We start from the raw sequence: 25739 nt of genomic DNA on the forward strand, positions 1-25739 counted from the left end.
GACGAAGGTCTCCCGCCATGCTCGCGAACTATCTGATCGGACTGCGTGAAGGACTCGAGGCATCACTGGTCGTCAGCATCCTCGCGACGTTCCTGGTCAAGTCCGGGCATCGGGATCGGCTGAAACTGGTCTGGATCGGTGTCGCCACGGCCCTCGCCGTGGCGGCCGCCGCCTGGGGCCTGCTGCAGTTCGTCACCGCGCTGACCGCGAAGTCGTTCACCACCCAGGAGACCGTCGGCGGCGTGATGTCGATCCTCGCGGTCGGCTTCGTCACCTGGATGATCTTCTGGATGCGCAAGGCGTCCCGGAGCATCGCCAAGGAGCTCCGCGACCGGATGGGCCAGGCCCTCGAGGTCGGCTCCCGCGCGGTCGTCATCCTGGCGTTCCTGGCGGTCTTCCGGGAGAGCATCGAGACCGCGTTCATCGTGTACGCGTCGGCCGCCACCGCGACCACCGCCGTACCGCTGATCGGCGTGCTGCTCGGGCTCGGTACCTCGGTGCTGCTCGGGATCGCGATCTACAAGGGTGCGGTGAAGATCAACCTCGCGGTGTTCTTCAAGTGGACCGGGGCGATCCTGGTGCTGGTCGCGGCCGGGATCTTCGCGTACGGCTTCCACGACCTGCAGGAGGCCGGGATCCTGCCCGGGATCGGCCACCTCGCGTTCGACATCTCGCACGTGATCCCGCCGGCCAGCTGGTACGGCGTACTGCTGAAGGGCATCTTCAACTTCAACCCGGCACCGACCGTGCTGGAAGCGACCGCATGGGTCGTCTACCTCGTCCCGGTGCTGTTCCTGTACTTCCGCCCGGTCAAGAGCTCCACCCCGCCTGCTGTGCCGGCGACGACCGCTCACAAAGCGGCCTGAATCTCAGGAGAAACATGTCTGTACTCGGCCGCAAGGCCTCGATCGTCGGTGTCGTCATCGGTCTCGCCGCGCTCAGCGCCTGCGCGAAGAACGAGCCGGCCGCGAAGGACGACGGCACCGGACCGGTGTCGGTGAAGGCGACCGACTCGGGCTGCGACCTGAGCCGCCGCGACGTGAAGTCCGGGACGAGCACGTTCTCGGTGTCGAACGGCGGCAGCAAGATCACCGAGTTCTACGTGTACGCCGACGGCGACCGGGTGATGGGCGAGGTCGAGAACATCGGGCCCGGGCTGAAGCGGGACCTGATCGTCGAGCTGCCGACCGGGAAGTACCAGGCGGTCTGCAAGCCCGGGATGGTCGGCGACGGCATCCGCGGCGACCTGACCGTCACCGGTGACGCGCCCGCGCAGGCCTCCGAGGACGCGCTGCTGAAGCAGGCGACCGAGAGCTACCAGCGGTACGTGAACTCGCAGGCGGTCGCGCTCGAGCAGAAGACGACCGAGTTCGTCACCGCGGTGAAGGCCGGCGACGTCGCGAAGGCGAAGGCGCTGTTCCCGGTGTCGCGGACGTACTGGGAGCGGATCGAGCCGGTCGCGGAGTCGTTCGGCAACCTGGACCCGAAGATCGACGCCCGCGTGAACGACGTGGAGCCCGGCACCGAGTGGACCGGGTACCACCGGATCGAGCAGGCGCTCTGGGTGTCGAACAGCACCAAGGGCATGGAGAAGTACGCCGACCAGCTGCTCACCGACGTGAAGACGGTGGTGGCGAAGGCGAAGGCCGTGAAGTTCAACCCGCTGCAGATGGCGAACGGCGCCAAGGAACTCCTCGACGAGGTCGCCCGCGGCAAGGTCACCGGCGAGGAGGACCGCTACTCGCACACCGACCTGTGGGACTTCCAGGCCAACGTCGAAGGCTCCCAGGCCGCGGTCCAGGCCCTCCGCCCGGCACTCCAGGCCCGCGACGCCGCGCTGGTCACCCAGCTCGACACCAACTTCAAAGCAGTCTTCGCGGCCCTCGACAAGTACCGCACCGGTGACGGCTTCAAGCCCTACAACGCCACCGAACCAGAAAAGAAGGCCCTCGGCGCCGTAGTAGACGGCCTCGCCGAGCCGGTAAGCCAAGTAGCCGGAGTAATCGCCAAGAAATGACAGAGCAGAACACGCCGAACCCGACCAGCGCCAACGGCCCCCAGGGCAAGCAGACAAGACCCAACGAACGCCCGCAGGGCGAGCAGACGGCGTCCGACGAGCGTTCGCAGGGCGGGCAGGCGGTGTCCGACGGACGTTCGCGGGGCGAGCAGGCGGTGTCCCACGGACGCTTGCAGGGTGAGCTGCCGGCGCAGCAGCTGGTTTCGGGGGCTGGCTCGGCTCCTGCATCTTCTCCCGCCGCCGCCCCGGCGGAGCCGGGGCGGCGGCGCGGGTTTTCTCGGAGAGGGTTGTTCGGAGCTGCTGGTGCCGCCGTGGCTACTGGGGTTGCCGGCTACGCCGTGCGCTCGGCTGTGTCCACCCAACCCTCACAGGCGGCGGACAACACCGGGCCGGTTGAGTTTCATGGGGCGCACCAGGCGGGGATCACCACGCCGGTGCAGGACCGCCTGCACTTCGCGGCGTTCGACGTGACGACGACCGACCGGACAGAGCTGATCGCCCTTCTGAAGGAGTGGACCGCCGCGGCCGCGCTCCTCACCGCGGGCCGGGACATCGGCCAGTTCGGCGCGGTCAACGGACCCGACGAGGTCCCGCCGGAGGACACCGGCGAGGCGGTCGGCCTACCGCCCGCACACCTGACGATCACCGTCGGCTTCGGTCCTACCCTGTTCGACAAGCGGTTCGGTCTCGCGGCGAAGCGGCCGAAGGCGCTCGTCGACCTCCCGCACTTCATCGGCGACGACCTCGACCCGGACCGTTCGTACGGCGATATCGCCGTACAGGCCTGCTCCGACGACCCCCAGGTAGCGGTGCACGCGATCCGCAACCTCGCCCGCATCGGCTTCGGCCGTACCGTCGTCCGCTACTCCCAGCTCGGCTTCGGCCGTACGTCGTCCACGTCTCGCGCCCAGGCCACCCCGCGGAACCTGTTCGGTTTCAAGGACGGTACGAACAACCTCAAACTCGAGGACGCCGCCAAGCTCGAGCAGCAGCTCTGGGTACAACCCGAGGACGGCCCCGACTGGATGGTCGGCGGCTCGTACCTGGTGTCGCGCCGGATCCGGATGAACATCGAGATCTGGGACCGTACGTCGCTCGGCGAGCAGGAGGCGGTCATCGGCCGCGGGAAGGGGACCGGCGCCCCGCTCGGCAAGGCGGACGAGTTCGACGCGATCGACTTCGCCGCGAAGAACTCCGACGGCGAACCGAAGGTCCCGGCCGACTCCCACGTCCGCCTGGCGCACCCGGACTTCAACCACGGCGCCGAACTCCTCCGCCGCGGCTACAACTTCGTGGACGGCTCCGACGGCCTCGGCCGCCTGGACGCGGGCCTGTTCTTCCTCGCCTACCAGCGCGACCCGCGCAAACAGTTCATCCCGATCCAGAACCAGCTGGCGAAGAACGACAAGATGAACGAGTACATCCACCATGTGGGCTCCGGCATCTTCGCCTGCCCGCCAGGCGTCACCCCGGGCTCCTACTGGGGCGAGAAACTCTTCAGCTGAAGGAAGTTCAGCACGATGCACGAGAACACCAACACATCGTCCTGATTGAGCAGCTCGGCCCGGGTCCGCACGAGACCGCGATCCGGCTTCGACCGGCTCGGCCGGGCCTCGAGTACTTCGGTGCGCAGCCGCAGTACGTCGCCCGGCCGCACCGGCGCCGGCCACCGGAGTTCGTCGACACCCGGCCCGCCGAGGCTCGCGACCTTCGACAGGTACTGGTCGGCGTACAGCCGCATCATCAATCCGGCCGTGTGCCATCCGCTCGCGATCAGCCCGCCGAACGGCCCGTCGGCCGCCGCCGCGGGGTCGACGTGGAAGTACTGCGGGTCGAACTGCTCGGCGAACTCGATGACGGTGGTCTGGTCGACGGTGATCGTGGCCGGGTGCTCGGCGCGAGCACCCGGCAGGTAGTCCTCGAAGTACATGCGTCCTATTTGACCGCGCCGGCAGTTACACCGGCGACGAAGTGTCGTTGGGCGAGCAGGAAGCCGATGACGACCGGGACGCTGACGACCAGCGCGGCGGCCATGATCTGGTTCCAGTAGATGTTGGTCTGCGTCGAGTACTGCCGCAGGCCGACCGACAGTGTGCGGTTCGCCTCGGTGGTCATCACCGACGCGAACAACACCTCGCCCCACGCGGTCATGAACGAGTAGATCGCCACCGCGATCACCCCGGGCCGCGCGGCCGGCAGGACGACCCGCCAGAGCGCGCCCATCGGACCACACCCGTCCACCAGCGCGGCCTCGTCCAGCTCGCGCGGAATGCTGTCGAAGTACCCGGCCAGCATCCAGATCGAGAACGGCAGGCTGAACGTCAGGTACGTGATGATCAGCCCGAGCCGCGTCCCGACCAGCTGCAGCCCGAACGAGTTGTTGATGTTCACGAAGATCAGGAACAGCGGCAGCAGGAACAGCACGCCCGGGAACATCTGCGTGGACAGCACCGTCGTGGTGAACACCGTCCGCCCGCGGAACTTGAACCGCGACACCGCGAACGCGGCCAGGATCGCGATCGCCACCGAGAACACCGTCGCGGACACCGACACGATCGTCGAGTTCACGAAGTACTTCGCGAGCGGCACCGTCTTCCACATGTCCACGAACGGCGCCAGCGTGAGGTTCGACGGCCACCAGGTGAACGCGCCCTGCACGTCCTTCAACGGCTTCAGCGACGACGTGACCATCACGTACAGCGGCACCAGGACGAACAGCCCGAGCACGGTCAGGGTGACGCCGCGGTAGATCTTGAAACCTCTGGTCTCACGCACGACGTGACCTCCTTCCGGTGACGAGCAGATAGATGCCGGTGACGATCATCAGGAAGATCAGCAGCAGCACGGACATCGCCGCACCGGTGCCGAAGTTCCAGGTCAGGAACGACGCGTTGTAGATGTGGAACGTGATCAGGTCACCCGCCGGCGGCTGCGCCGTACCGAACAGCACGTACGGCGTGTTGAAGTCGCTGAACGTCCACAGGAACAGCACGAGGACGAGGACCAGATTGACCGGTCGCAGCGACGGCAGCGTGATGTTGCGCCACTGCCGGATGTTGCCGGCGCCGTCCACCGACGCGGCCTCGTACAGGTCCCGCGGGATGCTCTGCATACCGGCCATCAGCGTGAGGAACGCGAACGTCCACAGCTTCCACCCGGCCACCGTGATCAGCGCGACCAGTGCGTTCCCGCCGATCAGCCAGAACGTCTTGCCGTCGCTCAGGTGCAGCTGGTGCAGGACGTGGTTCACGGCGCCGGTGTCGCGCTGGAGCATGAAGTTCCAGGTCAGGATTCCGGCGTACGCCGGGAGCGCGTACGGCACCAGGAACAGCGTCCGGACGACGCCGCGCCCGCGGAACTCGGGCTGCAACGCGACCGCCGCCGCCATCCCGAGCACCCACGAGAACGCGACCGTGATCAGCGAGAACGCGATCGTGACGCCGAAGGACTTCAGCAGCCCCTGTCCGACGGCGTTGTTGAAGTCGAGCGCGACCTTGTAGTTGTTCAGCCCGGCGCCGGGCGCGGACGACCAGTTCGCGATGAAGAACTTGGTCAGCTTCACGAAGCTCATCCAGATCCCGACCAGCATCGGGATGATGTGGATGAACAGTTCCAGCAGCACCGCCGGCGCGAGCAACGCGTACGGCAGCCACCGGTTCAGGCCGGGCCGCTGCTCGGGGCGGCTCCGGCGCCTGGTCGGCGCCGGAGTCGCGGTCTCGGTTGCGACGGCCATCGTCAGCTGCTCGCCGCCACCTGGTCTTCAGCGGTCTTGAGGGCCGCCTTCACGTCGTCGGCGCTCACCGTCCCGCCGGTCGCGATCTTGGCGAACATCGAGTTCATCGCCTTGCCGACGGTGCTCTCGAACTGGTCCTCGGCCGGCACCAGCGGCAGCGGCTTGGACTTGGTGTTGTAGATGTCCTGGAAGGTCGCGGCCTCGGCGGCGTCGGTGGTGAAGTTCGGCTTCGCGTCCTTCAGCACCGGCAGCGCCGAGAACGGCTTGTCCAGCGTGCTCTGCGTGGTCGCGTCGGTCATGTACTTGACGAACTTCAGCGCCGCGTCCTTGTGCTTGGTGTTCTTGAACACCGACAGGTTGATACCCGCGACGTGGCTGGCCACCTGCTCGCCACCGGACGGTGCCGGGAACGGTACGACGCCGTACTCGCCGGCCTTCATGCCGTTGGCGACGATCGAGGAGTCCGCGTTGTTCTGGTTGATGACCATCGCGACCTTCTTGGTGGCGAAGTCGTTCACGGACTTGGTGCCGTTGTCGTACTGCGCGTTCGCCGGGTTCGCGACCTTGTCCTTCTGCATCAGGTCGAGGTACCGCAGTACGCCCTGGACGTTGCCGTCACCGGTGAAGGACGGCTTGCCCTCGTTGTTGAACCAGTCGGCCTTGTTCTGCGCGGCGTTGATGAACGCGAAGTGCACGTTCTCGGTGTAGCTGCCGGCCGCCAGCGCCATGCCCCACTGCTTGCCCGGGATGGTCAGCTTCTTGGCGTCGGTGACCATGTCCTCCCAGGTCTTCGGCGGCTGCAGCCCGGCCGCGGCGAACATCGCCTTGTTGTAGTACAGGCCGTACGCCAGACCGTAGAGCGGGACCGAGGTCGGGTCGGTGCCTTCCTTGCCGCCGGTCGCCAGAGCCGTCGGCACGAACTTGTCCTTGCCGCCGATCGCGGTCATCGCGTCGCCGTCGAACGGCAGGAACGCGTCGGTGGCCTGCAGCGAAGCGGCCCAGGTGTTGCCGATGTTGACCACGTCCGGCGCCTGGCCGGAGGTGATGGCGGTCTGGATCCGGGTCTGCAGGTCGTTCCAGCCGATCACCTCGAGGTTGACCTTGATGCCGGTCTCGTCGGTGAACTTCTTCAGGACCGGGGTCAGCACCTCCTTGTCGTTGTCCAGGCTGGTGCCCTGGTTGCTGGCCCAGTAGGTCAGCGTCTGGTCCCCGGAACTGCCGCCGGAGGAGTCGTTCTTGTCGCCACCACCACAGGCGGCGAGGCTGACTCCCATGGCGGTCGCAGCCACCGCGGCTACAAGCGAACGCAGTCTCACGTCGGACTCCCTCGTCCCGTCTCGAGCCCCCGCGGACCTGCGGGGGCGGATCGGCCCCATACTGACCTAACCGGTTAAGTTTCGAAACCCTAACCGGTTCAGTAGAAGCCTGTTCGTTACGAGCTCGTGACCCGCGGAGCCTTCACGCGGGTCCGGAGGACTCCCGGATGCGGAGCTCCCCGGCGGGTGCTTCCTCGTGCAGTTCCTGGCTCCCGGTGATGATCCGGAGCAGCAGGTCGGCCGCCGCGCGGCCGCGTTCCATCGTCTTCTGGTCGACCGCGGTGATCCCCGGTCGCGCCAGCTCGCACAGCGGCGAGTCGTCCCACGCGACCACCGACACCTGCCCGGGCACCGCTGTCCCGAGATCCATCGCGACCCGCAGCGCCGCGACCGCCATCAGGTCGTTCCCGAGCACGATCGCCGTCGGCGGATTCGGCCCGGTCAGCAGTTGCCGCGTGAGTTCGGCCCCGTCGTCGTACCGGTAGCTTCCCTCGAGGTGCCGTACGACGACCCCGCGCCGTACGCCGCCGTCGTACAGCGTCTGCACCCGCGACCGCTCGTGGATGAACGTGAACGGCCCGCTGATGTGCGCGATGTCCGTGTGCCCCAACCCGACCAGGTGATCCAGGATCAGGTCCACCGTCTCCGACGACGAGCTGATCAGCCGCCCGACGGCGTCGTCCGGCTCGTTCGAGCTGACCACCACGCACGGCACCCCGAGTTCCTGCAGCACCGGGATCCGCTGGTCGTCCTCGAGTTCGTCGAACAGGATGAACCCGTCGACCCGCCCCTGCCGCGACCAGCGCCGCAGTACGTCGAGGTCCTCGCCGTGCTCGCCGGTGAGCCGGAGCAGCAGCGACGAGTCGACCTCGTTCAGGTACTGCTCGATGCCGACCAGCGTGCGCATGTAGAACGCTTCGGTGGAGATCAGCGTGGGCTCGCGCGCGATCACGATCCCGATCGTCCGGGTGCGGCTCGCGGACAGCGCGACGGCGGCGGAGTTCGGGTGGAACCCGAGCTCTTCGGCGAGGTCGAGGACCCGTTGCCGGGTCTCCTCGCTGACCCCTGCGCGGCCGTTCAACGCGTACGAGACCGACGCTTTGGAGATGTGCAGCCGGCGGGCGAGATCGCTGATCGTAACCCGGTGGCTGCGGCGCGTGCCGTCCGCGCCGGATCCGCTCGTCGTCATCGCCCGGCCACCCCTCGCGCAGACGGAAAAGTGTTCATGTCAGACCGGAGATTAGCAGCGGCATTTCGGCCCTGGCGTAGCCCGGGAGTTTTGGATAGCGTTTTCCCATGTCGCCGAACGAACCGTTGCGCCTCGATTTCCTGCCCTGGGAGTACAAGCGAACGGCGTCCGCCGCCGACCGCGAGCGCCAGTCCGACCGGCAGTCGCGGCTTGGCGGGTCGGTCACGCTGGCGGCCGACGTGTACGTCGCCGAGACCGCGGCCGTGTACTGCGACGAGCTCCGGATGGGGGAGCGTTCGTACATCGCCGCGCACGCGTACGTCACCGGCCGGATCGCGCTCGGCTCCGACTCGACGATCAACCCGTTCGCCGCGGTCCGCGGCGAGGTGACGATCGGCGACGGCGTCCGGATCGGCGCGCACACGTCGATCCTCGCCTTCAACCACGGCACCGCCCCCGGTATGCCGGTCTTCCAGCAGCCGATCACCGAGCGCGGCATCACGATCGGCGACGACGTCTGGATCGGGTCGAACGTGACGATCCTGGACGGCGTCACGGTCGGACCGCACACGATCATCGGCGCCGGCGCGGTCGTCACGAAGGACATCCCGGCCCACTCGGTCGCGGCCGGCAACCCGGCCCGCGTCCTCCGCTCGCGGACAGGAGCATCCATGTCAGGTGACCTACCCACGCTGCTGACCGCGTTCGCCGCCAAGGCCCGCGCGCAGACCGACGACGTCCTCGCGCGCTGCTGGGACGGCACCCGCTTCGTCGACCGCCCGGGTCTCGACCGCGCGCCGGAGATCCGCCCGTGGTGCGACGCGATCGAGATCGCGGACCTGCTGGTCCGCCGTACCCCGGCCGGCCACACCCGCGACGACCTGGTCCGCCGGCTCCGCGAACACCAGGATCCGGCCACCGGACTGGTACCACCGCAAGACCAGCCGGACGCCGAACTCGCTGTCCTGGAAGGGCCCGCGAGCTACCACATCCTCTGTGTCGGGTACGCGCTCCAGGTCCTCGGGAGCAGCTTCGAGCACCCGATCGACACGTCCTTCGACCTCGCGGACCTGGACAAGTTGCCCTGGGCAAGGAGGGCGTGGTCGGCCGGGTCCGGTGTCGACGCGCTCGGTACGGCGCTGGCGCTCCAGGATGGCGGCGAATCCGGCCATCTCGAGCTGCTGATGGGCTGGCTGCTCACCCACGTCGACCCGTCGACCGGCATGTGGGGTTCGCCGCATCCCGACGACGGACTTCTCCAGGTGGTGAACGGTTTCTACCGCCTCACCCGCGGGACGTACGCGCAGTTCGGCCTGCCGCTGCCGTACCCGGAGCAGGCCGTCGCCACGGTACTTGCGCACAGCAACGACCGGCAGATGTTCACCGGTGACAACTACAACGCCTGCAACGTGCTCGATGTCATCCACCCGTTGTGGCTGGCCCGCAAGCAGACGTCGTACGGCGAGGCCGAGGCGCGTCGCTGGGCCGAGCAGCAACTGCGGGCGATCCTGACCCGCTGGGTCGACGGCGCCGGGTTCGCGTTCGCGCCGGACGGGACCGACGACCGGGCGATCCCGGGCCTGCAGGGGACGGAGATGTGGCTGGCGATCATCTGGCTGCTGTCCGACTACCTCGGCGTGTCCGACGCGCTCGGCTACCGCCCGCGCGGTGTGCACCGGCCGGAGCCCCTCGTCTGAGTCATGCTGGGACGGTGAAAACACCGGAAAGCCCGGACTGGGAGCAGGTGCGCCGCGGCTGGAACCTGTCTGTCGACCAGCACCCGGCCGCGGTCGTGGACGCCGCGGGTCCGGATGATGTCGAGGAGATCGTCAAGTACGCCGCTGCGCACGGCCTGCAGGTCTCCGCCCGGGCCGGCGGGCACGGGGCTACCCCTGCACTCGACGGCACGCTCGTCGTACGCACGGATGCGCTGGACGAGTTGTCGGTCGACGTGACGGCCCGTACTGCGCGGGTGGGTGCCGGTGTGCGGTGGGGAGCGTTGCAGGGCGCGCTTGACGGTACGGACCTCACTGGGCTGCCTGGGTCGTCGGCCAACGTGTCAGTGGTCGGGTACTGCTTGAACGGCGGCTTCTCCTGGTTCTCCCGTCCTTATGGGAGTGGGGCCGGCAGCCTGCGGGCGGTGGAGCTCGTCGACGCGGTTGGGGAGCGTCGGTGGATCGACGACGCTGTTGATCCGGATCTGATGTGGGCGTTGCGTGGCGGCGGGGGGAACTTCGGGGTGGTCACGGCGGTCGAGCTGGATCTCCACCCGGCTCCCGCGATCACGGGTGGTCGGCTGACGTTCCCGATCGAGCAGGCGGGCGCTGTGCTCGCGGCGTACGGTCAGGCGACTCAGGAGGCGCCGGAGAGCGTCACGTTGTGGGCGTACCTCGCGCAGTACCCAACGCCGGCCTGCATGGTCGACGTGATCACGCCTGACGCTTCTGCTGCCGAGCTGGAGCAGGCGTTGGCGCTCGTACGGGCCGCTGGTACTCCTCTGTCCGAGGTGATCGGGCCGTTGCAGCCTAGCGAGGTGGCTGACCTCAACTCGGTGCCTACGCCGCCGCAGGCGCTGTCGTTGATCACCAGTCCGTTCCAGGAGGTCACTCCTGAGCTGATCAGCACACTGCAGTCGTACGCGAAGCCGCCGTTGTTTCAGGTGGTCATCCGGCACCTACGGTCCGGCCAGGGCAGCCGGTACCCGGGAGTGGCAGCCGGCGACCCGTTGGCGCCGTACCTGGTGCTGGCTGTTTCCATTGCGGCGACACCGGATCTGGTCGACGCCGGCCAGAGCGCCCTGCGTGACTTGCAGGAGGCCCTGTCGCCGTGGCGCGTCGGCCAGAAGACACCGACCGGGCTGTCCTCGTGGGGCACCTTGGACGAGTGCTACAGCCAGGACGATCTGGCCAGGCTGCGGGACATCAAGCGCCGGGTCGACCCCGGTGGCAGGTTCGTCGGGAACTTCCGCCTACTCTGACCTCGTGGACCCCCGCACGCGCCGACTGGTGACCTCCCTCGTATTGGCTGCCCTGGTCGCCATCGTCGTGGTGGCTGCCTTCCTCCGGTAACGTCCCGGTATGACCACCACGACCGCCGGTGAACGTTCGTCGTACCTGATGCGGGCCGGGATGGTCCGCAACGTGCGGTCCGGGGAGCACCTGACGACGTTCGTGGTGTCCGCTGTGGCGACGGTGCTGATCACGCGGCTGCTGCTCAGCCTGAGCGGATACCCGCAGATCGGCGGCAAGGGCCTGCACATCGCGCACGTATTACCCGGCGGGCTGCTGATGTTCGTCGCGATCTCGCTGCTGCTCGGGTACGTCGGCCCGGTGGTCCGGCCGGCCGCGGCGACGATCGGCGGGATCGGGTTCGGGTTGTTCATCGACGAGGTCGGGAAGTTCGTCACCTCGGACAACAACTACTTCTACAAGCCGACCGCGGCGATCGTGTACATCGTCTTCGTGCTGATCGTGCTCGGCTTCCGCTTCCTCACCACCCGGCGGCCGATCGACCCGCGCGAGGAGCTCGCGAACGTCATCGACCACGCCGTCGAGGGCGTCGCGGGCGGCCTGTCCCGCCGGCGCCGCGCCGAGGCGGCGGAGCTGCTCGACCAGGTGCCGCGGGAGATCGGCGGACGGCGGGAGACGACCGAGCTGCTCGCCGCCTGCCCGCCGGACGAGGTCGAGCTGGCCGCCCCGGTCGACGCCGCGTGGCAGGCGGTGCAGCGCGGGTTCGAACGGCTGGCCACGCACCCGAAGGCGCCGACGGTCGCGGTCGCCGTACTGGCGATACAGGTGGTCGGTGAGCTCGTCATCGCCGCCGTACTGGGGGACGGACTCAACACGCTTCCGGTGCTCGGCGTCACGGCGGGGAGCTTGCTGTCGGCAACCTTCACGGTGCGTGGTGCGCTGGCGCTGCGGAAGAACAACCGGGCGCGGGCGGTCCGGCTGTTCGAGCTGGCGGTGCTGGTGTCGTTGCTGATGACGCAGGTCTTCCAGTTCGCCGCGACCCAGTTCGCGGCCGCTGGCGGGATGCTGCTCGACCTGGTGATGCTGGGGCTGCTACGGGCTGAGCGGGACCGCATGCGGCGGGCGGTGGACGACAGTACGAAGGCTAAGACGCACCGGCTGCCACCCGAGCCGGATCTGCCGCCGTTCCCGGAGGATCCGTCGGACCCGGTGTAGCTTTCCAGCTCTCGTGCCGGCCGATCAGCACCGGTGACATGGTGGCGATCAGGTAGATCGCCCCGCCGGCCAGCAGCGCGGGCGCCAGGCCGATGCCGGCGATCGCTGCACCGGCCACGACACCTCCCAGCGGTACGCCGGTCCAGCAGACCGCGTTGGACAGCGAGTTCACCCGGCCGAGCAGGTGGCTGGGGATCCGTTCGACCCGGATCGCGCCGAGTACCGGATTAATGAAGCCGGCCCCGATACCGCCCACGGCGTACACCGCCATCAGCGCCCAGACCGGCGCGTCGGTCGCCATCGCCACGAAGCGCGGCGCACCCGCGATCAGGAACGCCAACGTGAACACGAGCTTGCGCGGAATGCGGTCACCGATCGCCGACGCGAGCAGAGCGAACGCCGTTGCTGTCACACCGAACGACGTGAGGATCAGGCTGGTGTGGCCGGGGCCGTAGCCGTGCTCTCTGATCCAGACAGGCAGTAATACTGTGCTGGTCGCTGCGTCGAGCAGGTTGGTGACGGCGATCATCACCACGAGCGGCAGTAGGAGCTTGTCGGTCCGGAGGAAGTGCCAGCCCTCCAGTAGACGCCGTCCGTACGGCTCTTCGTCGGTGACGGGCTGCTTCTCCCGCTTGGGGATCCAGCGGGCGATGAGTACGGCGCAGATCCCGAACGACGCGGCGTCGATCCAGAGCGCGTTGACGGCTCCTACCAGCGTGATCAGTCCGCCGGCCAACGCGTACGCGAAGAAGCCGGCCAGGCGTTCCGTCGTACTCTCCAGGCCTGTCACCCGCTCCAACGGGACCTTGGCGGCGCGGGCGATGTCCGGGATCAGGGTCTCCTTGGCGGAATCACCCGGACCGCGGAGCGCACCGGCGACCGCGACGAGCGCCAGCAGCGTCGGGAAGTGCAGCAGACCGAGGGTGTGCAGGAGAGGTACCAGGGCGACCACACCGGTACTGGCGGTGTCGGCCAGCACGCTGATCCGGCGGGCACCGACCTTGTCGATCAACGGGCCGCCCACGGCCTTCACGACCACGAGCGGAGCCATCTCGGCGAGCGCGACCAGGCCGGTCTTGACGGGCGAACCGGTGGTGATCAGCACGAACCACGGGATGGCGATCGCGCTGACGCGGGTGCCGCAGATCGAGACCACGTTCGCCACCAGGAACGCGATCAGCGGCTTCGACTGCCTCACGGGGTGGCCCTCCTACCGTGTCTCGCGGGGGAACGCCTGGATCTGCACGGTGACCTGCTCGGCACCTTCCGGCAGCGGAGCGGTCAGGTCGTCCGTCTTGTACTTCTCGAGGACCGCCAGCACCTCGTGCATCATCGCGTCGAGCTGGTCGGCCCGCAGATGGAAGAACCAGTCCGACAGCACGCTCGCGTCCCGCCAGTCAGCCGGCATCGTCTGCATCGCGTCGATGAAGCTGAAGATGTTCTCGGTGTAGGACTGCCCGACCCCGTGCAAGAACCCCAGCGCCAGCTCCGGCTCCTGATCCAGCAGCTCGGCCTTGTCGAACTCGGTCCCCTGATGCGCCGCCTTCCACCACCGGTCGCGCGCATTGCCCCGGCTGTCGTCCTCAGCCACCAGCCCCGCCTCCGCCAACTGCCGCAGGTGGTAGCTCGTCGCGCCAGTGTTCACGCCGAGCCGCCCCGCCAGCGTGGTCGCGGTCTGCGGCCCGTACACCCGCAGCAACCCGAGAATCCGGTTCCGCATCGGATGCGCCAGTGCCCGCACCAACTCCCGATCCAACCGAACCGTCCGCGCCGCCTCACCCTTGCTCTGCTCGCTCATGCCCCCGATCGTACGACCGCAAAGCCTCTTTGCAAAGAGCTTTTGCAAACGGATTGTGCAATCAGTTGTCCACAACTTCGAGATCGCCGCTCGCCGGCGTCGCTGGTCACGGCATCTTCTCTGTCGACCACATCCCTGAAGACCCACCGAAAGAGGCTCCACCGATGATGCGCGTGATGCTCGACGATGCCGACTACTGCGACGTCCCCGCCGACCTGATGACCTTCGACGACGGCGCCGTCATCTTCTGGCAGAAAGGCGAGGAAGTGGGCCGCCACCGCCAGTCCCGAATCCGCTCCCTCGAGCCCATCAACCCCCGCTCCATGACCCGCAAGATCCAAAAGGCCCGCCAGTCCGCCCCGAACGCCTTCCGCCAATGGACCCTCGAAGACACCGAAACCCTCACCGACATGTACAACAACGGCGCCTCCCTCGAATCCCTCACCGAAGCCCTCGGCCGCCAGGAGGGCGGCATCATCTCCCGCCTAAGAACCATCGGCATCCTCGAAGAAGACCCCAACCCAAACACCCCACCCACCTAACCCCACCCCCGCGCCCACCAACTCCCCACAATCGCGACGCACCCACGAACCATGGCGCCACCAACCGCCCTCTCCCCACCTCCGCCACCCCGCGCAAACCGGCCCCGACACGAGCCCCCTCCACGCGCTGGCCCCACCACAGATGCAAGGTGCTCGGCGGCGGTGGCCGTCGACTGCTCTCTGGTCGCCTCCGGCCGTACGCGAGGTGGTCCCGTGCGCATGCTCTGGCGAAGCATCTAGCTGTTCGCAGGCAAGGCCACTGCTCCGAGCAGTGGTTCCACCGCGGACGCAAGGTACTCACGGGCGGAGGGTGCCGGCGACTGACTTTCTGGCCGCCTCCGGCACCGTGCGGAAAGCTCTCCCGCGTGCGCGCTCCCGCGAATGCCTGCTGCTTCGCGGCAAACGCCGCTTGTTCAGATGCTGGCCCATCGCGGACGTGGAGCCTGCCGGCGGACGTCTACGGCGAGTGTGCTTCGACCACCTCCGACCGCGCACCGAAGGAGGTACCGCGTGCGGTCCCGGCCAAGCCCCCGCTGGCTCGTGGGCAATGCCGCCTGTCCGGGCGCTGGTTGTCCAGCGGGCGTGGGGTACCCGCGGGTGGAACATGAACCCGTCCGGCCGGATGGACTGGGGGTCGTACCGGACGTGACGATCGCGGACGCGCAGATTGCGGTGACTGTTCTGCGCCGACTTCGGCAGGGCAACTCATCCCCATTCGCGGGCTTTCCCCCGGTGCGCGGGCTTTCGGCGAAGGAACAGCTGGCTGGCCAGGGATGGGGTGGGAGGGCGGCCGCTCGTGGTTGCTCTTCCCCGTGATGGAGGATGCCGACTGTCTACTAACCGCCTCCGGTGCGCGGCTGTTGCTGCCTGGCGGTCGTCGTGAACGACGGCATGGTCCACGGGGCGCGATGAAGGCCGCAGCCTCGACGGCTGGTCTCCCCGTCGTAGTGGGTGCACTAGGCGGACCTCCGGGACTTAGTTGTCGTAGGCAACGGCGCGGTACGTCGCACTCCATGCAGACCTTCTCGGCACCGCGCCGGAGCTGGTCGCGGTCGGATGCGCCGGCGAGGACTCCTCGCCCAGCATCGCGCGGAGGAAGGCCAGCCCGTTCGTGAGATGGGGCATAGGAAGCCGCACGCATTGCGTGCCGCGACCCGCCCAGCCTGGCCCCGTGCGGGCGGTTTTGCATGTGTGCTTGAGCATCACGAGCGCGACGGCGCTGAGCCGTTCTGCGGCCGGGCGTACCCGTCGGACAAGTGGCGGCCGACTTGTAGGAGTTCGGTCGGACGGCTGCGCTCGTCGGCGACGGACGAGGTTGTCGGCGATCGCTCGGAGTGCGCCAGGCGATCGGTGCAGGTTGCGTACGACCGATCGTTCGAGGCCACGTACCACCTGAGTCAACATGCTGACTGTCGAGTGCGGGAGCGACAGTTCGACTCGAGCATGACGCGGCGTTGGTCCTGGGGGATGGACATGCCAACGAGGGCAGTGAGGCCGGAGCGCCGACCCGGAGCACGGACTCGATACGTCGGACACGCCAGCGATCCGCGCGGACACCCCGTGCAAGGAGCCTCGCATTCATCGGCTCGCGGCCCTGAGCATGTCCGACAGTTCGATGAAACAGACGAACGGCGCCCGCGGCGCAGCTGCGTGACTTCGTTCCCCCAGTTCCTGTTCGGTGACGAGAACGCGCATTCCGGGAGACCGCTGCCGCGCGACGGATCCGGCCGCGTACAAGCCCGCCGGCAGCCGCGACTTCGTGAGCGGTCACAGGGCGACCTGTGATTCAGAACCGCGGCCAGCGCTCAGCGCGTACGTCTCCACCTCGACGAACCCGTGCGCCCTCGCCGGGCGATGCGAGGCCTGCGGCATTTGAACAGCTTGGCCGATCGTTGGCCGCAGGGCGGTGGGGCTGCCTGGAGTCGTCAGCCTGTTGGCTCACGATCTGCGGGATCGTTGAGGTCATTCGTTGAGGGCTGGCCGAGAGACACCGGGTGGGTTCCTGTGTGGTCGACCAAGAAGGTGAATCCGTGGGGGCTGGTCCATTCGATGCCGCCGCTGGGCAGGCGGCGGTTGCGCCAGCCGCCGAAGGTCTTGGCGCGGTGGTGGAGTCGTCCTTGCGGGATGAGGTTGTCGACGCTGGTTTGCCCGGTTTGCCCGGTTTGCCCGGCTGGTCCGGCTGGTCCGGCTGGTCCGGTTCGGCTGGGTGGGCGGGTGGGTCCAGGCGGACGGGTTCGGCTGGGGTGGCTGGTCGGGTGTGGGGGTGCGACGCAGGCCGATCGGCTGGTGCTGTCTATTGGGTTGAGGTGAGTTGGGGTGGTGTCTTGCTGGCTGGTGTCTTCCTGGTAGGTGATTGCCGGGGCCGGGTGGTTCTGGGTGGGGTGGGCTGGGGTGAGGGCGCGGCTGTATGGGGTGATGTGGTCCTGGTCCATGCGGGGTGTTGCTTCGGCTGTTCCGTACGGGAACATGTCGACGGGGTGGCGGAGGCGCACGCGTTCGCGGATCCGGTCGGGGATCTCGTAGCTGTGGACGCTGATCTGGTCGTGTAGGTCGATGACCGGTTTGACGGTGATTTGGTCGTGGCCGAGTAGTTCGGTTAGTTGGGTTGCCAGCTGTGGGCCTAGGTTTTCGACTCGGAGTACGCCGGTGCCGGTGGAGAGGGTTTTGTCGGTTAGGTGGACGTAGAGGGTGTGGCGGTTTCGGCGGCTGGTGGGTGTGGCGGGGTTGTTGCTGTAGGCATCGTGTTTGATGGCGGCTAGGCGCGCCTCGAGCGTGTCCGCCAGCGCCAATCGCGTGAAGGCATCTCCGCGATCCAGGCCGCTTGAACTGCGCGCGTGGTCCAGGTCGTCCACCACGGTTGTCTCGTGCAGGTCGCACGAGTCGCCCGGGTCGTGCAGGTAGTCCAGATCGCGCACGTCACCCGGATTGCGTACGTCGCGTACGTCCCCCGCGTCGAGCAGGTCGCCCACCTCGCCCACGTCACCCACCTCGCGTACGTCGCCCGGGTCGTGGAGGTCGCGCGCCTCGCGTACGTCCTCCGGATCGTGTACGTCGCGCAGGTCGCCCACGTCGTGCGGGTCGTCCACGTCGCGCGGGTTGTCCGGGGCGTGGAGGTGGGGAGCAGTTGTCTGCTGGTCGAGGGTTGGGCGTTCAGCTTTGGTTTGGCTGTGCGGGGTGGGTGTGTCAGGCGGGTCGGGTGGGGTGCTCGCGTCGTATGGAGCGGGGTTGTTGTTGGGGCGTTGTGGGTGGGTGGTGGGGCTGGATGGGGTGGTGTGTTTGTGGGTGGTGCCTGCGTGGTCGTGGGTGCGGGCTAGGTGGCGGGCGGCTTGGAGGAGGTTGTGGGCGGCAGTCGGGTCGGCTATCCAGCCGATGGCTTTGGCGCGGCGTTGGTCTAGGGGGTCGGGGTCGCCGAGGGCTTTCAGGGCGTGGGCCAGGTCGTCGATGGTGGCGTCGAAGCGGATGACGTCGCCGGAGGCGGCGCGGATGAAGATGCGTTTGGTGCCGTGGTCGTCGGCGGGGTCGGATTGGGTGATGAAGACGCCGCGGGTTTTGGCGGCGGCTTCGGCGTCGGCCTGGGCCTGGGCGGGGTCGGCTTGCCAGATGGCGGCGGTGACGATTCTTTTCAGGCGGCCGGGGGTGACGGTGTTGACGATGCCGGCGACGCGGCGGTCGACGATGGCGGCGGCTTCGAGGGAGAGGCTGAGGCAGGCGTGGGCGATTTTGCGGGCGCGCCAGGCGATGGCGTTGCCGGACAGGACGGCGGCCCAGACTCTGGGGAGGCGGTGGCGCAGGGCGAGGGCTTCGCCGAGGAGGGACGAGGCGGCACCGGAGGAGAGGCCGAGGACGGCGCCCAGCTCGACGGGGGCGAACTCGGCGACGCCGGGGCAGCCTTCGCCGCCGTAGACGCGGAGGCGTTCGTAGCCGGGCAGCGGTTCGCGGCCGGGCCATTCGACCACGGCGTTGCGGTCGGCGAAGGCGAGGGTGGTGCGGAGGATGCCGACGGCGGCGTGTTCTTGGTCCTGGGCGTACTCGGCTGCCGCGGCGAGCAGGTCCGCGGTGGAGAGGTCGTCCAGGTCGACGTCGAACATGTGTTCTATTGTAGGTCACGGAATGATCACGACCAAATCGGAGATGGGGTACGAATCTCTTATAGGTAAGGAGAATTCCTCTGCTGTGTGGTGTGACGCGGAAGTGATTCACAGTGGGGAGTGGCGGCTGCACATCTTGCTGTCGAGTTCGATGGGCAGGCTCAAACGGGTCGGCCTTCGCCTGTTGATGTGACGCGGGGTGCGGAGCCGCTGGTGGGGCGGGGAGTTCTGAGAGCTGGCGGTGAGTGGGCGAGATCATTTTGTGATCGGGGGTGGGGGTCGGGGACAATGGCGCGGTGCAGCCAGAGGTGTGGTCGGGTGAAGTGCCGGTGGGGGCCGGGGCGTTGGGGGTGGTGCGGGCTGCGCTGCTGGAGCGGGACGGGTTGGTTCGGGGAGTCGGGTCGGGGCGGCGGCGGGGGAGTGTGGCGCCGGGGTTCGTGCGGGTCGAGGTGCGGTACGTCGACCTGAAGGGGGAGCGGTTCCTGCAGGTCACCGAGTTCGACGAGCGGCAGGCGCATACCCGGAACGTGCCGGCGGGCGAGCTCGAGCAGGTGGTCGACGAACTACTGAGCGCCAACTACGGGTCGTGGCATGTCGAGATGACCACCGATACGTTGCGGCTGCGGTACACGAAGAAGGGCAAGGAGCTGCTGCACCGGCAGGAGGACAGCCGGGAGCAGCAGACGAGCCATGACCGGGTGAAGCGGCGGGTGCTGGATCCGGCGGCGCCGTTCCTGGTCGAGCTGGGGATCAGCGATCATCAGGGGCGGGTGAAGCCGTCCCGGCAGGCGAAGTACAAGCAGATCGAGGAGTTCTGCAAGCTGCTGGCGCCGGCGGTCGAGGAGGCGGTCGGGGCGGGGCGGATCGGCACGGACCGGCCGTTGCAGGTGGTGGACCTGGGGTGCGGGAACGCGTACCTGACGCTGGCGGCGTACCACCTGCTGTCTGCGGCCGGGCACGACGTACGGATGACTGGTATCGACCACAATCCGGCGGCCCGGAAGCGGAACACCCGGGTGGTCGAGGCGCTCGGCTGGCAGGAGCACCTGCGGTTCCTGGACGCGACCATCCAGGACGCCGAGCTGGACGTCCGTCCGGACGTCGTGCTGGCGCTGCACGCCTGCGACACGGCGACCGACGACGCGCTCGCTCGGGCCGTCCGTTGGGAGGCCGCGCTGGTTCTCGCGGCCCCTTGCTGCCATCACGACATCCAAAAGCAGCTGAAGAGCGTCACACCACCGGCGCCTTATGCGCTGATGACGAGATATGGCATCGTTCGTGAGCGGTTCGCCGACGTCCTGACGGATAGCCTGCGGGCGGCGGTGCTCCGACAGGTCGGCTACCGGGTGGAGGTTGTGCAGTTCGTGGACAGTCAGCACACGCCGCGCAATCTGCTGCTCCGCGCCGCGCGGACCGGGGCCGAACCGGCCGCGGACCTGCGCGCCGAGTACCAGGCAATGGTCACCGAATGGCAGGTGACGCCGCGCCTGGCGCAGCTGTTGCTCCCCGCGGGTGCTGAGGTGGTCTCGTGAGACAGCTCCGGATCGCCCTCGCGCTGCTGGGTGCGACGCTCCTTGCCCTCGCGGGTGCCGCCCTGCCGACGGCCTCGGCGACCGGTACGGCGGACCAGGCGGACCCGGCGGCGAAGAAGCTGTTCTCGATCAAGGACGACCGGATCAAGCATCCGACCGGGCTGGTCAAGAGCACCAAGCACGCCGGGACGTACTGGGCGGTGAGCAGCTCCGGCGACACCGGGCGGGTGTTCGCGCTGGACACGACCGGCAAGGTGCAGGCGGTGTTCCGGTTCGGCGCGAAGGTCAGCGACGTCGAGGCACTCGGTCTGGACCGGAACGGCACGCTCTACATCGCCGACATCGGCGACGCCAAGCTGAGCCGGGACCAGATCGAGATCTACACGATCCCGGAGCCGGACAGCCTGCAGGACGCGAACGTGAAGTACCACCAGTACGACTTCAAGTACCCCGACGGCGCGCACGACGCCGAGACGCTGCTGATCGACCCGGAGACCAGCCAGCTGTACGTCGTGACCAAGTCGTCCAAGGGCGCCGGCACGATCTACTCCGCGCCCGCCTCGCCGACCCGCCAGGGCACCAACGACCTCACCAAGCTCGCGTCCGCGCCGACCGGCGTGATCACGGACGGTACGTTCCTTCCGGACGGTCAGCGAGCGGTACTGCGGACCTCGACCGACCTCGCGACCGTGGCCTGGGGCGACAACCCGAACGCGATCGCCCGGAGTGCCGCACTGCCGGGCGACGGCGGCAGCATCGCGCTGGGCGCCACCGACGGCACCGTGGTGTTCGCGGCCGACGGCAACAGCCCGGGCGTCTACGAGCTGGCGGTGCCCGCGAAGGCGGCGACCGGCGGGACCAAGACGCCGTCCGCGAGCGCGACGCCGAAGCCCGCGTCGACGACCGACAGCAACAGCTCGGGCAGCTCCGGCAAGAGCCACAACCTGATGTGGATCATCATCGGCGCCGCCCTGTTCGCGCTGATCATCACGATCTTCACGTTCCCCCCGGGCCGCCGCGAACGTCGCGACCGCCAGGCCGAGAACGACCGCCTCACCGGCCAGGGCCCGCCCACCGCGCACCGCCGCCAGAACCACTGACCACACAAAAGCCGCCGGCCCCGCGAGGGGGACCGGCGGCGATGTGCTGAGCGGCTACTTCAGGTTCTCGACCACGTAGTCGATGGCCTGGGTGAGCTTCTCGACGTCGTCCGGGTCGACCGCCGGGAACATCGCCACCCGGAGCTGGTTGCGGCCGAGTTTGCGGTACGGCTCGGTGTCGACGATGCCGTTGGCGCGCAGCGTCTTCGCGACCGCGGCCGCGTCGATCGCGTCGTCCAGGTCGATCGTGCCGATCACCAGCGAGCGGGCGTCCGGGTCGGCGACGTACGGCGTCGCGTACTCCGACTTCTCCGCCCACGTGTACAGCCGGTTGCTGGAGTCGGTCGTCCGGCCGACGCTCCACTCCAGGCCGCCCTGGCCGTTGATCCAGTCGGTCTGCTCGGCCATCAGGAACAGCGTGGCCAGCGACGGCGTGTTGTACGTCTGGTTCTTGCTCGAGTTGTCGATCGCGGTCGCCAGGTCCAGGAACGCCGGGGTCCAGCGGCCGGACGCGGTGATCTCCTCGACGCGCGCCAGCGCCGCCGGGCTGAGCACGGCGATCCACAGGCCGCCGTCCGAGGCGAAGCACTTCTGCGGGGCGAAGTAGTACGCGTCGACCTCGTTGATGTCGACCGGCAGGCCGCCGGCGCCGGAGGTGGCGTCGATCGCGACCAGCGCGCCCTCGTCGGCGCCCTCGACGCGCTTGACCGGGGCCATCACGCCGGTGGAGGTCTCGTTGTGCGGCCACGCGTACAGGTCGACGCCGGCCTCCGCGACCGCGACCGGGCGGGTGCCGGGCTCGGCCTTCACGATCGTCGGCTCGCCGAGGTGCGGCGCCTGCTGGGCGGCCTTGGCGAACTTCGAGGAGAACTCGCCGAAGCTCAGGTGCTGGCTCTTCTCCCGGATCAGCCCGAACGTCGCGACGTCCCAGAACGCGGTCGAACCGCCGTTGCCGAGCACGACCTGGTACCCGTCGGGCAGCTGGAACAGCTCCGCGACACCCTCCTGGACCCGCTTCACCAGGTTCTTCACCGGCGCCTGCCGGTGGGAGGTGCCGAGCAGCTTGGCGCCCTCTGTCGCGAGCGCCGCGACGGCTTCCGGACGGACCTTCGACGGACCCGCGCCGAAGCGGCCGTCAACAGGCTTGAACTCTGCAGGAATCTGAATTTCGCTGGTCACCAGCGCATTCCCTTCGTCGTCTGCATTTCAGAAAGCCGACGACGCTGTCAGCGCGCTCTATCCTCGCACACCGCCCACAACCGACACGCCGGGGTGTCTCATTCGTGCTTGCGGCTCACCGTCTCGGTTCCGGTCAGTACCGCGACCGGCCCGTCCGGGGTGTCGGTCCACTCGCCGCAGGCGCCGCCGCCCTCGGCGACCTCGAGCGGCAGTTCGGTCCCGTCCATTCGCAGCACCGGGTGGTAGTACTGCGCGACCCGCTCCGCCTCGCCCTGGATGTAGTGCCCGATCAGCGCCCGCCGGAACCGGTCGGTGGTGACGTTCGGGTTGCTCCCGTGCACCAGCGCGCCGTGGAAGAACAGCACGTCGCCGGGCTCCATCTCGACCGGGATGGCGGCCTCGGCGGTCGGGAGCGGGACCGTGACGTCGGTGAAGCTGACCGTGGTGTCGGCCTTCTCGGTGCAGAGGATCGGCCAGCGGTGCGAGCCCGGGACGACCTCGAGGCAGCCGTTCGCGACGTCGACGGTGTCGAGTGCCATCCAGGCCGCGATGCAGGTACCGGGGTCGGCCTTCAGATAGAAGTTGTCCTGGTGCAGCGCTTGCCCGCGCGAACCGGCCGGCTTGAAGTAGACCATTGTCTGGACCGCGTACGGCGACCTGCCGAGCAGCTCGGTCATCACCCGGTCGATCCGGGCGTCGGTCAGCCACTGCAGCGACGCGTCGTCCCAGCGGTGCATCTGTGCCATCCGCGGGTACCGCTGCAGCGGGTCCCGGTCGGTCGAGGTGTGGCCGGCGAAGTCGTGGTCGCGCGGGCCGCGCCGGCGGACGTGCATGTAGTGCTCGCGGAGCTGCTCGGCCTCCTTCGCGGAGAACAGCCCGCGGACCAGCGTGTAGCCGATCTGCTCGAACTCTTCCCGGAGGGTGGAGGTGTTGTATGAAACGCTCATGCACGGCTCCCGCGTGTGTGCCTTAGTCTGCCTACAGCTCCTATTTTCCGCTCCGCCTGTTGCTCCGGGCCACGGACGATTCACGCGAGGACTTGAACTTTTGGTGCACCGGATCCAGCTTGAGCAGATGTCGTCGCCGACCTTCTGGCGGTGCGAGCCGAGCTGGTCGTGGACGTCGTGGCCGCTGACCGACCATCTGCTCTGGTGCGTGCTCGACGGCCGCGGGGAGCTGGAGCTCGACGGCCGGCGGCGGGAGCTGCATCCGGGCGTGTGCGCGGTCTTCCGGCCGGGCGACGCGCCGTGCGCGACCCACGACCCGCACCGGCGGCTGCTCGTGTTCGGCATGCACTTCGAGACGGCCGCGACCGCCGCGCCGGATCCGCGGTGGGGCGAGGTGATGGACCGGGAGTTCCTCGGCGTCCTCGCCCGGACCAGCGACGCGTCGTACCGCCGGGGTGATGCGCTCGGACGGCATCAGGCGGAGCTGTGTCTCGAGCAGTTGGTCGCGCTGGTCTGGGACGCCGTCCACCACCCGGGCCGGACCGCGACGGATACCGCCGTCGACGAGATCGCCCGGCAGTTGCGGCAGGATCCGGGGCGTGAGTGGACGGTCCGCGAGATGGCTGGGCGGGCCGCGCTCAGCCGGGCGCAGTTCACCCGGCGCTTCGTCAAACAGTTCGGGATGTCACCGGCGCAGTACCTGATCCAGGCGCGGATCGACCGCGCGCACCAGCTGCTCACCGAGAGCGGCATGACCGTCACCGCGACGGCCGCCGCCCTCGGCTACACCGACGTCCCGTACTTCAGCCGGCAGTACCGGCAACGCACGGGACGGAGTCCCAGCCAGGACCGTCAGGCCCAGCTGGGGTTCCAGCCCTCGATCGAGTCGGCCGGGCGGGAGGCCGGGCCGGAGTAGATCGCGGACGGGCGGATCAGCCGGCCGGTGCGCTTCTGCTCCAGCACGTGGGCGCTCCAGCCGGCCGTCCGCGCACACGTGAACATCGAGGTGAACATCGGCGGCGGCACCTCCGCGAAGTCCAGCACGATCGCCGCCCAGAACTCGACGTTCGTCTCCAGCACCCGATCCGGCCGCCGCTCCCGCAGCTCGGCCAGCGCGGCCTGCTCGAGCGCCTCGGCCACCTCGTACCGCGGGGCGGCCAGCTCACGGGCGGTACGCCGAAGCACCCGGGCGCGCGGGTCCTCGGCGCGGTACACGCGGTGCCCGAAGCCCATCAGCCGCTCGCCCGCGTCCAGCAGACCCTTCACGTATGCGCGGGCGTCGCCGGAACGCTCGACGCCCTCGATCATCGTCAGCACCCGGGCCGGCGCGCCGCCGTGCAGCGGGCCGGACATCGCGCCGACCGCACCGGACAGCGCCGCGGCGACGTCCGCGCCGGTGGACGCGATCACCCGGGCGGTGAACGTGGACGCGTTCATGCCGTGCTCGGCCGCGGACGTCCAGTACGCGTCGACCGCGCGGACGTGCTTCGGGTCCGGCTCGCCGCGCCAGCGGATCATGAACCGCTCGGTGATCGTGGTCGCCTTGTCCACCTCACGCTGCGGCACCATCGGATGCCCGATCCCGCGGGCGGCCTGCGCGACGTACGACAGCGCCATCACGGCCGCCCGGGACAGGTCCTCGCGGGCCTGGGCGTCGTCGATGTCGTACAGCGGCCGCAGGCCCCAGGCGGGTGCGAGCATCGCCAGCGCGGACTGTACGTCGACCCGGATGTCGCCGGTGTGCACCGGCAGCGGGAACGGCTCGGCCGGCGGCAGGCCGGGCGTGAACGCACCGTCGACCAGCAGGCCCCAGACGTTCTCGAACGGCACCCGGCCGACCAGGTCCTCGATGTCCACACCGCGGTAGCGGAGCGCCGAACCTTCCTTGTCCGGCTCGGCGATCTGCGTGTCGAACGCGATCACGCCCTCCAGCCCGTGCTGCACCTCGGTCCTCGGATCAGACATACGACTCCCTCGTCCTCGTGGTCAGGACGCGAACTCACCAGGAGAGTCCGCGTACCTGGGCGCTCAGGCAGCATAGTTCTCCGCGCCGACGAGCGGACAGCAGTGTGACCCGTTCGGCCGGTCGGGGTGGACCGGTAAGAGGTCTAGTC

General features: G+C 68.6%; 22 protein-coding genes. 10 read left to right on the forward strand and 12 right to left on the reverse strand.

Annotated elements, in window-relative coordinates; genetic code table 11:
• Positions 1-17 precede the first annotated feature (17 nt).
• Genes efeU through efeB form a run of 3 tightly spaced genes read left to right on the forward strand, consistent with a single transcriptional unit; the run spans position 18 to position 3522 of the window.
• Positions 18-866 (forward strand): iron uptake transporter permease EfeU, encoded by an 849-nt coding sequence (efeU, locus tag ACXJJ3_RS29115; RefSeq protein ID WP_458165028.1) that lies wholly within the window; start codon positions 18-20, stop codon positions 864-866.
• Between the two features lie 14 nt (positions 867-880).
• A complete protein-coding gene (efeO, locus tag ACXJJ3_RS29120; RefSeq protein ID WP_458165029.1) occupies positions 881-2017 on the forward strand; it encodes an iron uptake system protein EfeO in 1137 nt (378 codons plus the stop codon).
• The gene (gene efeB / locus ACXJJ3_RS29125) at positions 2014-3522 is read left to right on the forward strand and encodes an iron uptake transporter deferrochelatase/peroxidase subunit (protein WP_458165030.1); all 1509 of its coding nucleotides are present in this window, start codon (positions 2014-2016) and stop codon (positions 3520-3522) included. Before efeO ends, efeB begins: the two co-directional genes overlap by 4 nt.
• Here the strand turns inward: efeB and ACXJJ3_RS29130 are convergent.
• The 5 genes from ACXJJ3_RS29130 to ACXJJ3_RS29150 all read right to left on the reverse strand — a co-directional run bounded on the left by ACXJJ3_RS29130 (position 3495) and on the right by ACXJJ3_RS29150 (position 8255).
• Complete coding sequence (locus tag ACXJJ3_RS29130; RefSeq protein WP_458165031.1) at positions 3495-3947, reverse strand: MaoC family dehydratase; 453 nt, start codon at positions 3945-3947, stop codon at positions 3495-3497. The two genes, efeB and ACXJJ3_RS29130, sit on opposite strands and share 28 nt — an antisense overlap.
• 5 nt (positions 3948-3952) lie before the next feature.
• Positions 3953-4792: a carbohydrate ABC transporter permease gene (locus ACXJJ3_RS29135; RefSeq protein ID WP_380198257.1), complete on the reverse strand. Its 840-nt coding sequence runs from the start codon at positions 4790-4792 to the stop codon at positions 3953-3955.
• Entirely contained in the window at positions 4785-5750 is a 966-nt protein-coding gene (locus ACXJJ3_RS29140) for a carbohydrate ABC transporter permease (protein WP_458165032.1), read from the reverse strand. The genes ACXJJ3_RS29135 and ACXJJ3_RS29140 overlap by 8 nt, the downstream gene beginning before the upstream one ends.
• Before the next feature lie 2 nt (positions 5751-5752).
• Positions 5753-7066, reverse strand: coding sequence for an ABC transporter substrate-binding protein (locus ACXJJ3_RS29145; protein ID WP_458165033.1), 1314 nt, complete (start codon positions 7064-7066; stop codon positions 5753-5755).
• A gap of 142 nt (positions 7067-7208) precedes the next feature.
• On the reverse strand, positions 7209-8255 hold the full coding sequence (locus ACXJJ3_RS29150; RefSeq protein ID WP_458165034.1) for a LacI family DNA-binding transcriptional regulator: 1047 nt from the start codon (positions 8253-8255) through the stop codon (positions 7209-7211).
• 107 nt (positions 8256-8362) lie between these two features.
• Between ACXJJ3_RS29150 and ACXJJ3_RS29155 the strand changes: the two genes are divergently transcribed.
• From ACXJJ3_RS29155 to ACXJJ3_RS29165, 3 genes are all read left to right on the forward strand, one after another.
• On the forward strand, positions 8363-9952 hold the full coding sequence (locus ACXJJ3_RS29155) for an acyltransferase (RefSeq protein ID WP_458165035.1): 1590 nt from the start codon (positions 8363-8365) through the stop codon (positions 9950-9952).
• Between the two features lie 14 nt (positions 9953-9966).
• The gene (locus tag ACXJJ3_RS29160; protein WP_458165036.1) at positions 9967-11232 is read left to right on the forward strand and encodes an FAD-binding oxidoreductase; all 1266 of its coding nucleotides are present in this window, start codon (positions 9967-9969) and stop codon (positions 11230-11232) included.
• 100 nt (positions 11233-11332) lie between these two features.
• Complete coding sequence (locus ACXJJ3_RS29165; protein WP_458165037.1) at positions 11333-12439, forward strand: hypothetical protein; 1107 nt, start codon at positions 11333-11335, stop codon at positions 12437-12439.
• Here ACXJJ3_RS29165 and ACXJJ3_RS29170 read toward each other — a convergent pair.
• Both ACXJJ3_RS29170 and ACXJJ3_RS29175 read right to left on the reverse strand, forming a co-directional pair.
• A complete protein-coding gene (locus ACXJJ3_RS29170; protein WP_458165038.1) occupies positions 12369-13637 on the reverse strand; it encodes an MFS transporter in 1269 nt (422 codons plus the stop codon). The genes ACXJJ3_RS29165 and ACXJJ3_RS29170 overlap by 71 nt on opposite strands.
• Positions 13638-13649: 12 nt before the next feature.
• Entirely contained in the window at positions 13650-14237 is a 588-nt protein-coding gene (locus ACXJJ3_RS29175) for a helix-turn-helix domain-containing protein (protein WP_458165039.1), read from the reverse strand.
• A gap of 164 nt (positions 14238-14401) precedes the next feature.
• Here ACXJJ3_RS29175 and ACXJJ3_RS29180 point away from each other — a divergent pair, with 164 nt between their 5' ends.
• Positions 14402-14779 (forward strand): hypothetical protein, encoded by a 378-nt coding sequence (locus ACXJJ3_RS29180; protein ID WP_458165040.1) that lies wholly within the window; start codon positions 14402-14404, stop codon positions 14777-14779.
• Positions 14780-15754: 975 nt separating this feature from the next.
• Here the strand turns inward: ACXJJ3_RS29180 and ACXJJ3_RS29185 are convergent.
• Positions 15755-15904: a hypothetical protein gene (locus ACXJJ3_RS29185; RefSeq protein WP_458165041.1), complete on the reverse strand. Its 150-nt coding sequence runs from the start codon at positions 15902-15904 to the stop codon at positions 15755-15757.
• A gap of 800 nt (positions 15905-16704) precedes the next feature.
• Positions 16705-18867, reverse strand: coding sequence for a DUF222 domain-containing protein (locus ACXJJ3_RS29190; RefSeq protein ID WP_458165043.1), 2163 nt, complete (start codon positions 18865-18867; stop codon positions 16705-16707).
• Positions 18868-19163: 296 nt separating this feature from the next.
• On the opposite strand from ACXJJ3_RS29190, the gene ACXJJ3_RS29195 reads away from it, so the two are divergent.
• Complete coding sequence (locus ACXJJ3_RS29195; RefSeq protein ID WP_458165044.1) at positions 19164-20399, forward strand: class I SAM-dependent methyltransferase; 1236 nt, start codon at positions 19164-19166, stop codon at positions 20397-20399.
• The gene (locus ACXJJ3_RS29200; protein ID WP_458165045.1) at positions 20396-21499 is read left to right on the forward strand and encodes a hypothetical protein; all 1104 of its coding nucleotides are present in this window, start codon (positions 20396-20398) and stop codon (positions 21497-21499) included. Before ACXJJ3_RS29195 ends, ACXJJ3_RS29200 begins: the two co-directional genes overlap by 4 nt.
• Positions 21500-21553: 54 nt before the next feature.
• On the opposite strand, the gene serC is transcribed toward ACXJJ3_RS29200, so the two are convergent.
• Both serC and ACXJJ3_RS29210 read right to left on the reverse strand, forming a co-directional pair.
• Positions 21554-22678, reverse strand: coding sequence for a phosphoserine transaminase (serC, locus tag ACXJJ3_RS29205; protein WP_458165046.1), 1125 nt, complete (start codon positions 22676-22678; stop codon positions 21554-21556).
• 98 nt (positions 22679-22776) lie between these two features.
• Positions 22777-23625, reverse strand: coding sequence for a phytanoyl-CoA dioxygenase family protein (locus ACXJJ3_RS29210; protein WP_458165047.1), 849 nt, complete (start codon positions 23623-23625; stop codon positions 22777-22779).
• Positions 23626-23752: 127 nt separating this feature from the next.
• Here ACXJJ3_RS29210 and ACXJJ3_RS29215 point away from each other — a divergent pair, with 127 nt between their 5' ends.
• Positions 23753-24541 carry a helix-turn-helix domain-containing protein gene (locus ACXJJ3_RS29215; RefSeq protein ID WP_458165048.1) on the forward strand — a complete coding sequence of 263 codons (789 nt, stop codon included), beginning with the start codon at positions 23753-23755 and terminating at the stop codon, positions 24539-24541.
• On the opposite strand, the gene ACXJJ3_RS29220 is transcribed toward ACXJJ3_RS29215, so the two are convergent.
• Positions 24478-25590 (reverse strand): citrate synthase 2, encoded by a 1113-nt coding sequence (locus ACXJJ3_RS29220; RefSeq protein ID WP_458165049.1) that lies wholly within the window; start codon positions 25588-25590, stop codon positions 24478-24480. The genes ACXJJ3_RS29215 and ACXJJ3_RS29220 overlap by 64 nt on opposite strands.
• Positions 25591-25739 lie beyond the last annotated feature (149 nt).

The sequence above is a fragment of the Kribbella sp. WER1 genome (genome assembly GCF_054189145.1).

Coding starts and splice junctions, on each gene's coding strand:
- ACXJJ3_RS29210 (WP_458165047.1), bottom strand. CDS start 23,625: ATGAGCGTTTCATACAACACCTCCACCCTCCGGGAAGAGTTCGAGCAG.
- efeO (WP_458165029.1), top strand. CDS start 881: ATGTCTGTACTCGGCCGCAAGGCCTCGATCGTCGGTGTCGTCATCGGT.
- ACXJJ3_RS29165 (WP_458165037.1), top strand. CDS start 11,333: ATGACCACCACGACCGCCGGTGAACGTTCGTCGTACCTGATGCGGGCC.
- ACXJJ3_RS29220 (WP_458165049.1), bottom strand. CDS start 25,590: ATGTCTGATCCGAGGACCGAGGTGCAGCACGGGCTGGAGGGCGTGATC.
- ACXJJ3_RS29150 (WP_458165034.1), bottom strand. CDS start 8,255: ATGACGACGAGCGGATCCGGCGCGGACGGCACGCGCCGCAGCCACCGG.
- ACXJJ3_RS29180 (WP_458165040.1), top strand. CDS start 14,402: ATGATGCGCGTGATGCTCGACGATGCCGACTACTGCGACGTCCCCGCC.
- ACXJJ3_RS29185 (WP_458165041.1), bottom strand. CDS start 15,904: ATGCCCCATCTCACGAACGGGCTGGCCTTCCTCCGCGCGATGCTGGGC.
- ACXJJ3_RS29130 (WP_458165031.1), bottom strand. CDS start 3,947: ATGTACTTCGAGGACTACCTGCCGGGTGCTCGCGCCGAGCACCCGGCC.
- efeU (WP_458165028.1), top strand. CDS start 18: ATGCTCGCGAACTATCTGATCGGACTGCGTGAAGGACTCGAGGCATCA.
- ACXJJ3_RS29140 (WP_458165032.1), bottom strand. CDS start 5,750: ATGGCCGTCGCAACCGAGACCGCGACTCCGGCGCCGACCAGGCGCCGG.
- ACXJJ3_RS29190 (WP_458165043.1), bottom strand. CDS start 18,867: ATGTTCGACGTCGACCTGGACGACCTCTCCACCGCGGACCTGCTCGCC.
- ACXJJ3_RS29215 (WP_458165048.1), top strand. CDS start 23,753: ATGTCGTCGCCGACCTTCTGGCGGTGCGAGCCGAGCTGGTCGTGGACG.
- efeB (WP_458165030.1), top strand. CDS start 2,014: ATGACAGAGCAGAACACGCCGAACCCGACCAGCGCCAACGGCCCCCAG.
- ACXJJ3_RS29155 (WP_458165035.1), top strand. CDS start 8,363: ATGTCGCCGAACGAACCGTTGCGCCTCGATTTCCTGCCCTGGGAGTAC.
- ACXJJ3_RS29175 (WP_458165039.1), bottom strand. CDS start 14,237: ATGAGCGAGCAGAGCAAGGGTGAGGCGGCGCGGACGGTTCGGTTGGAT.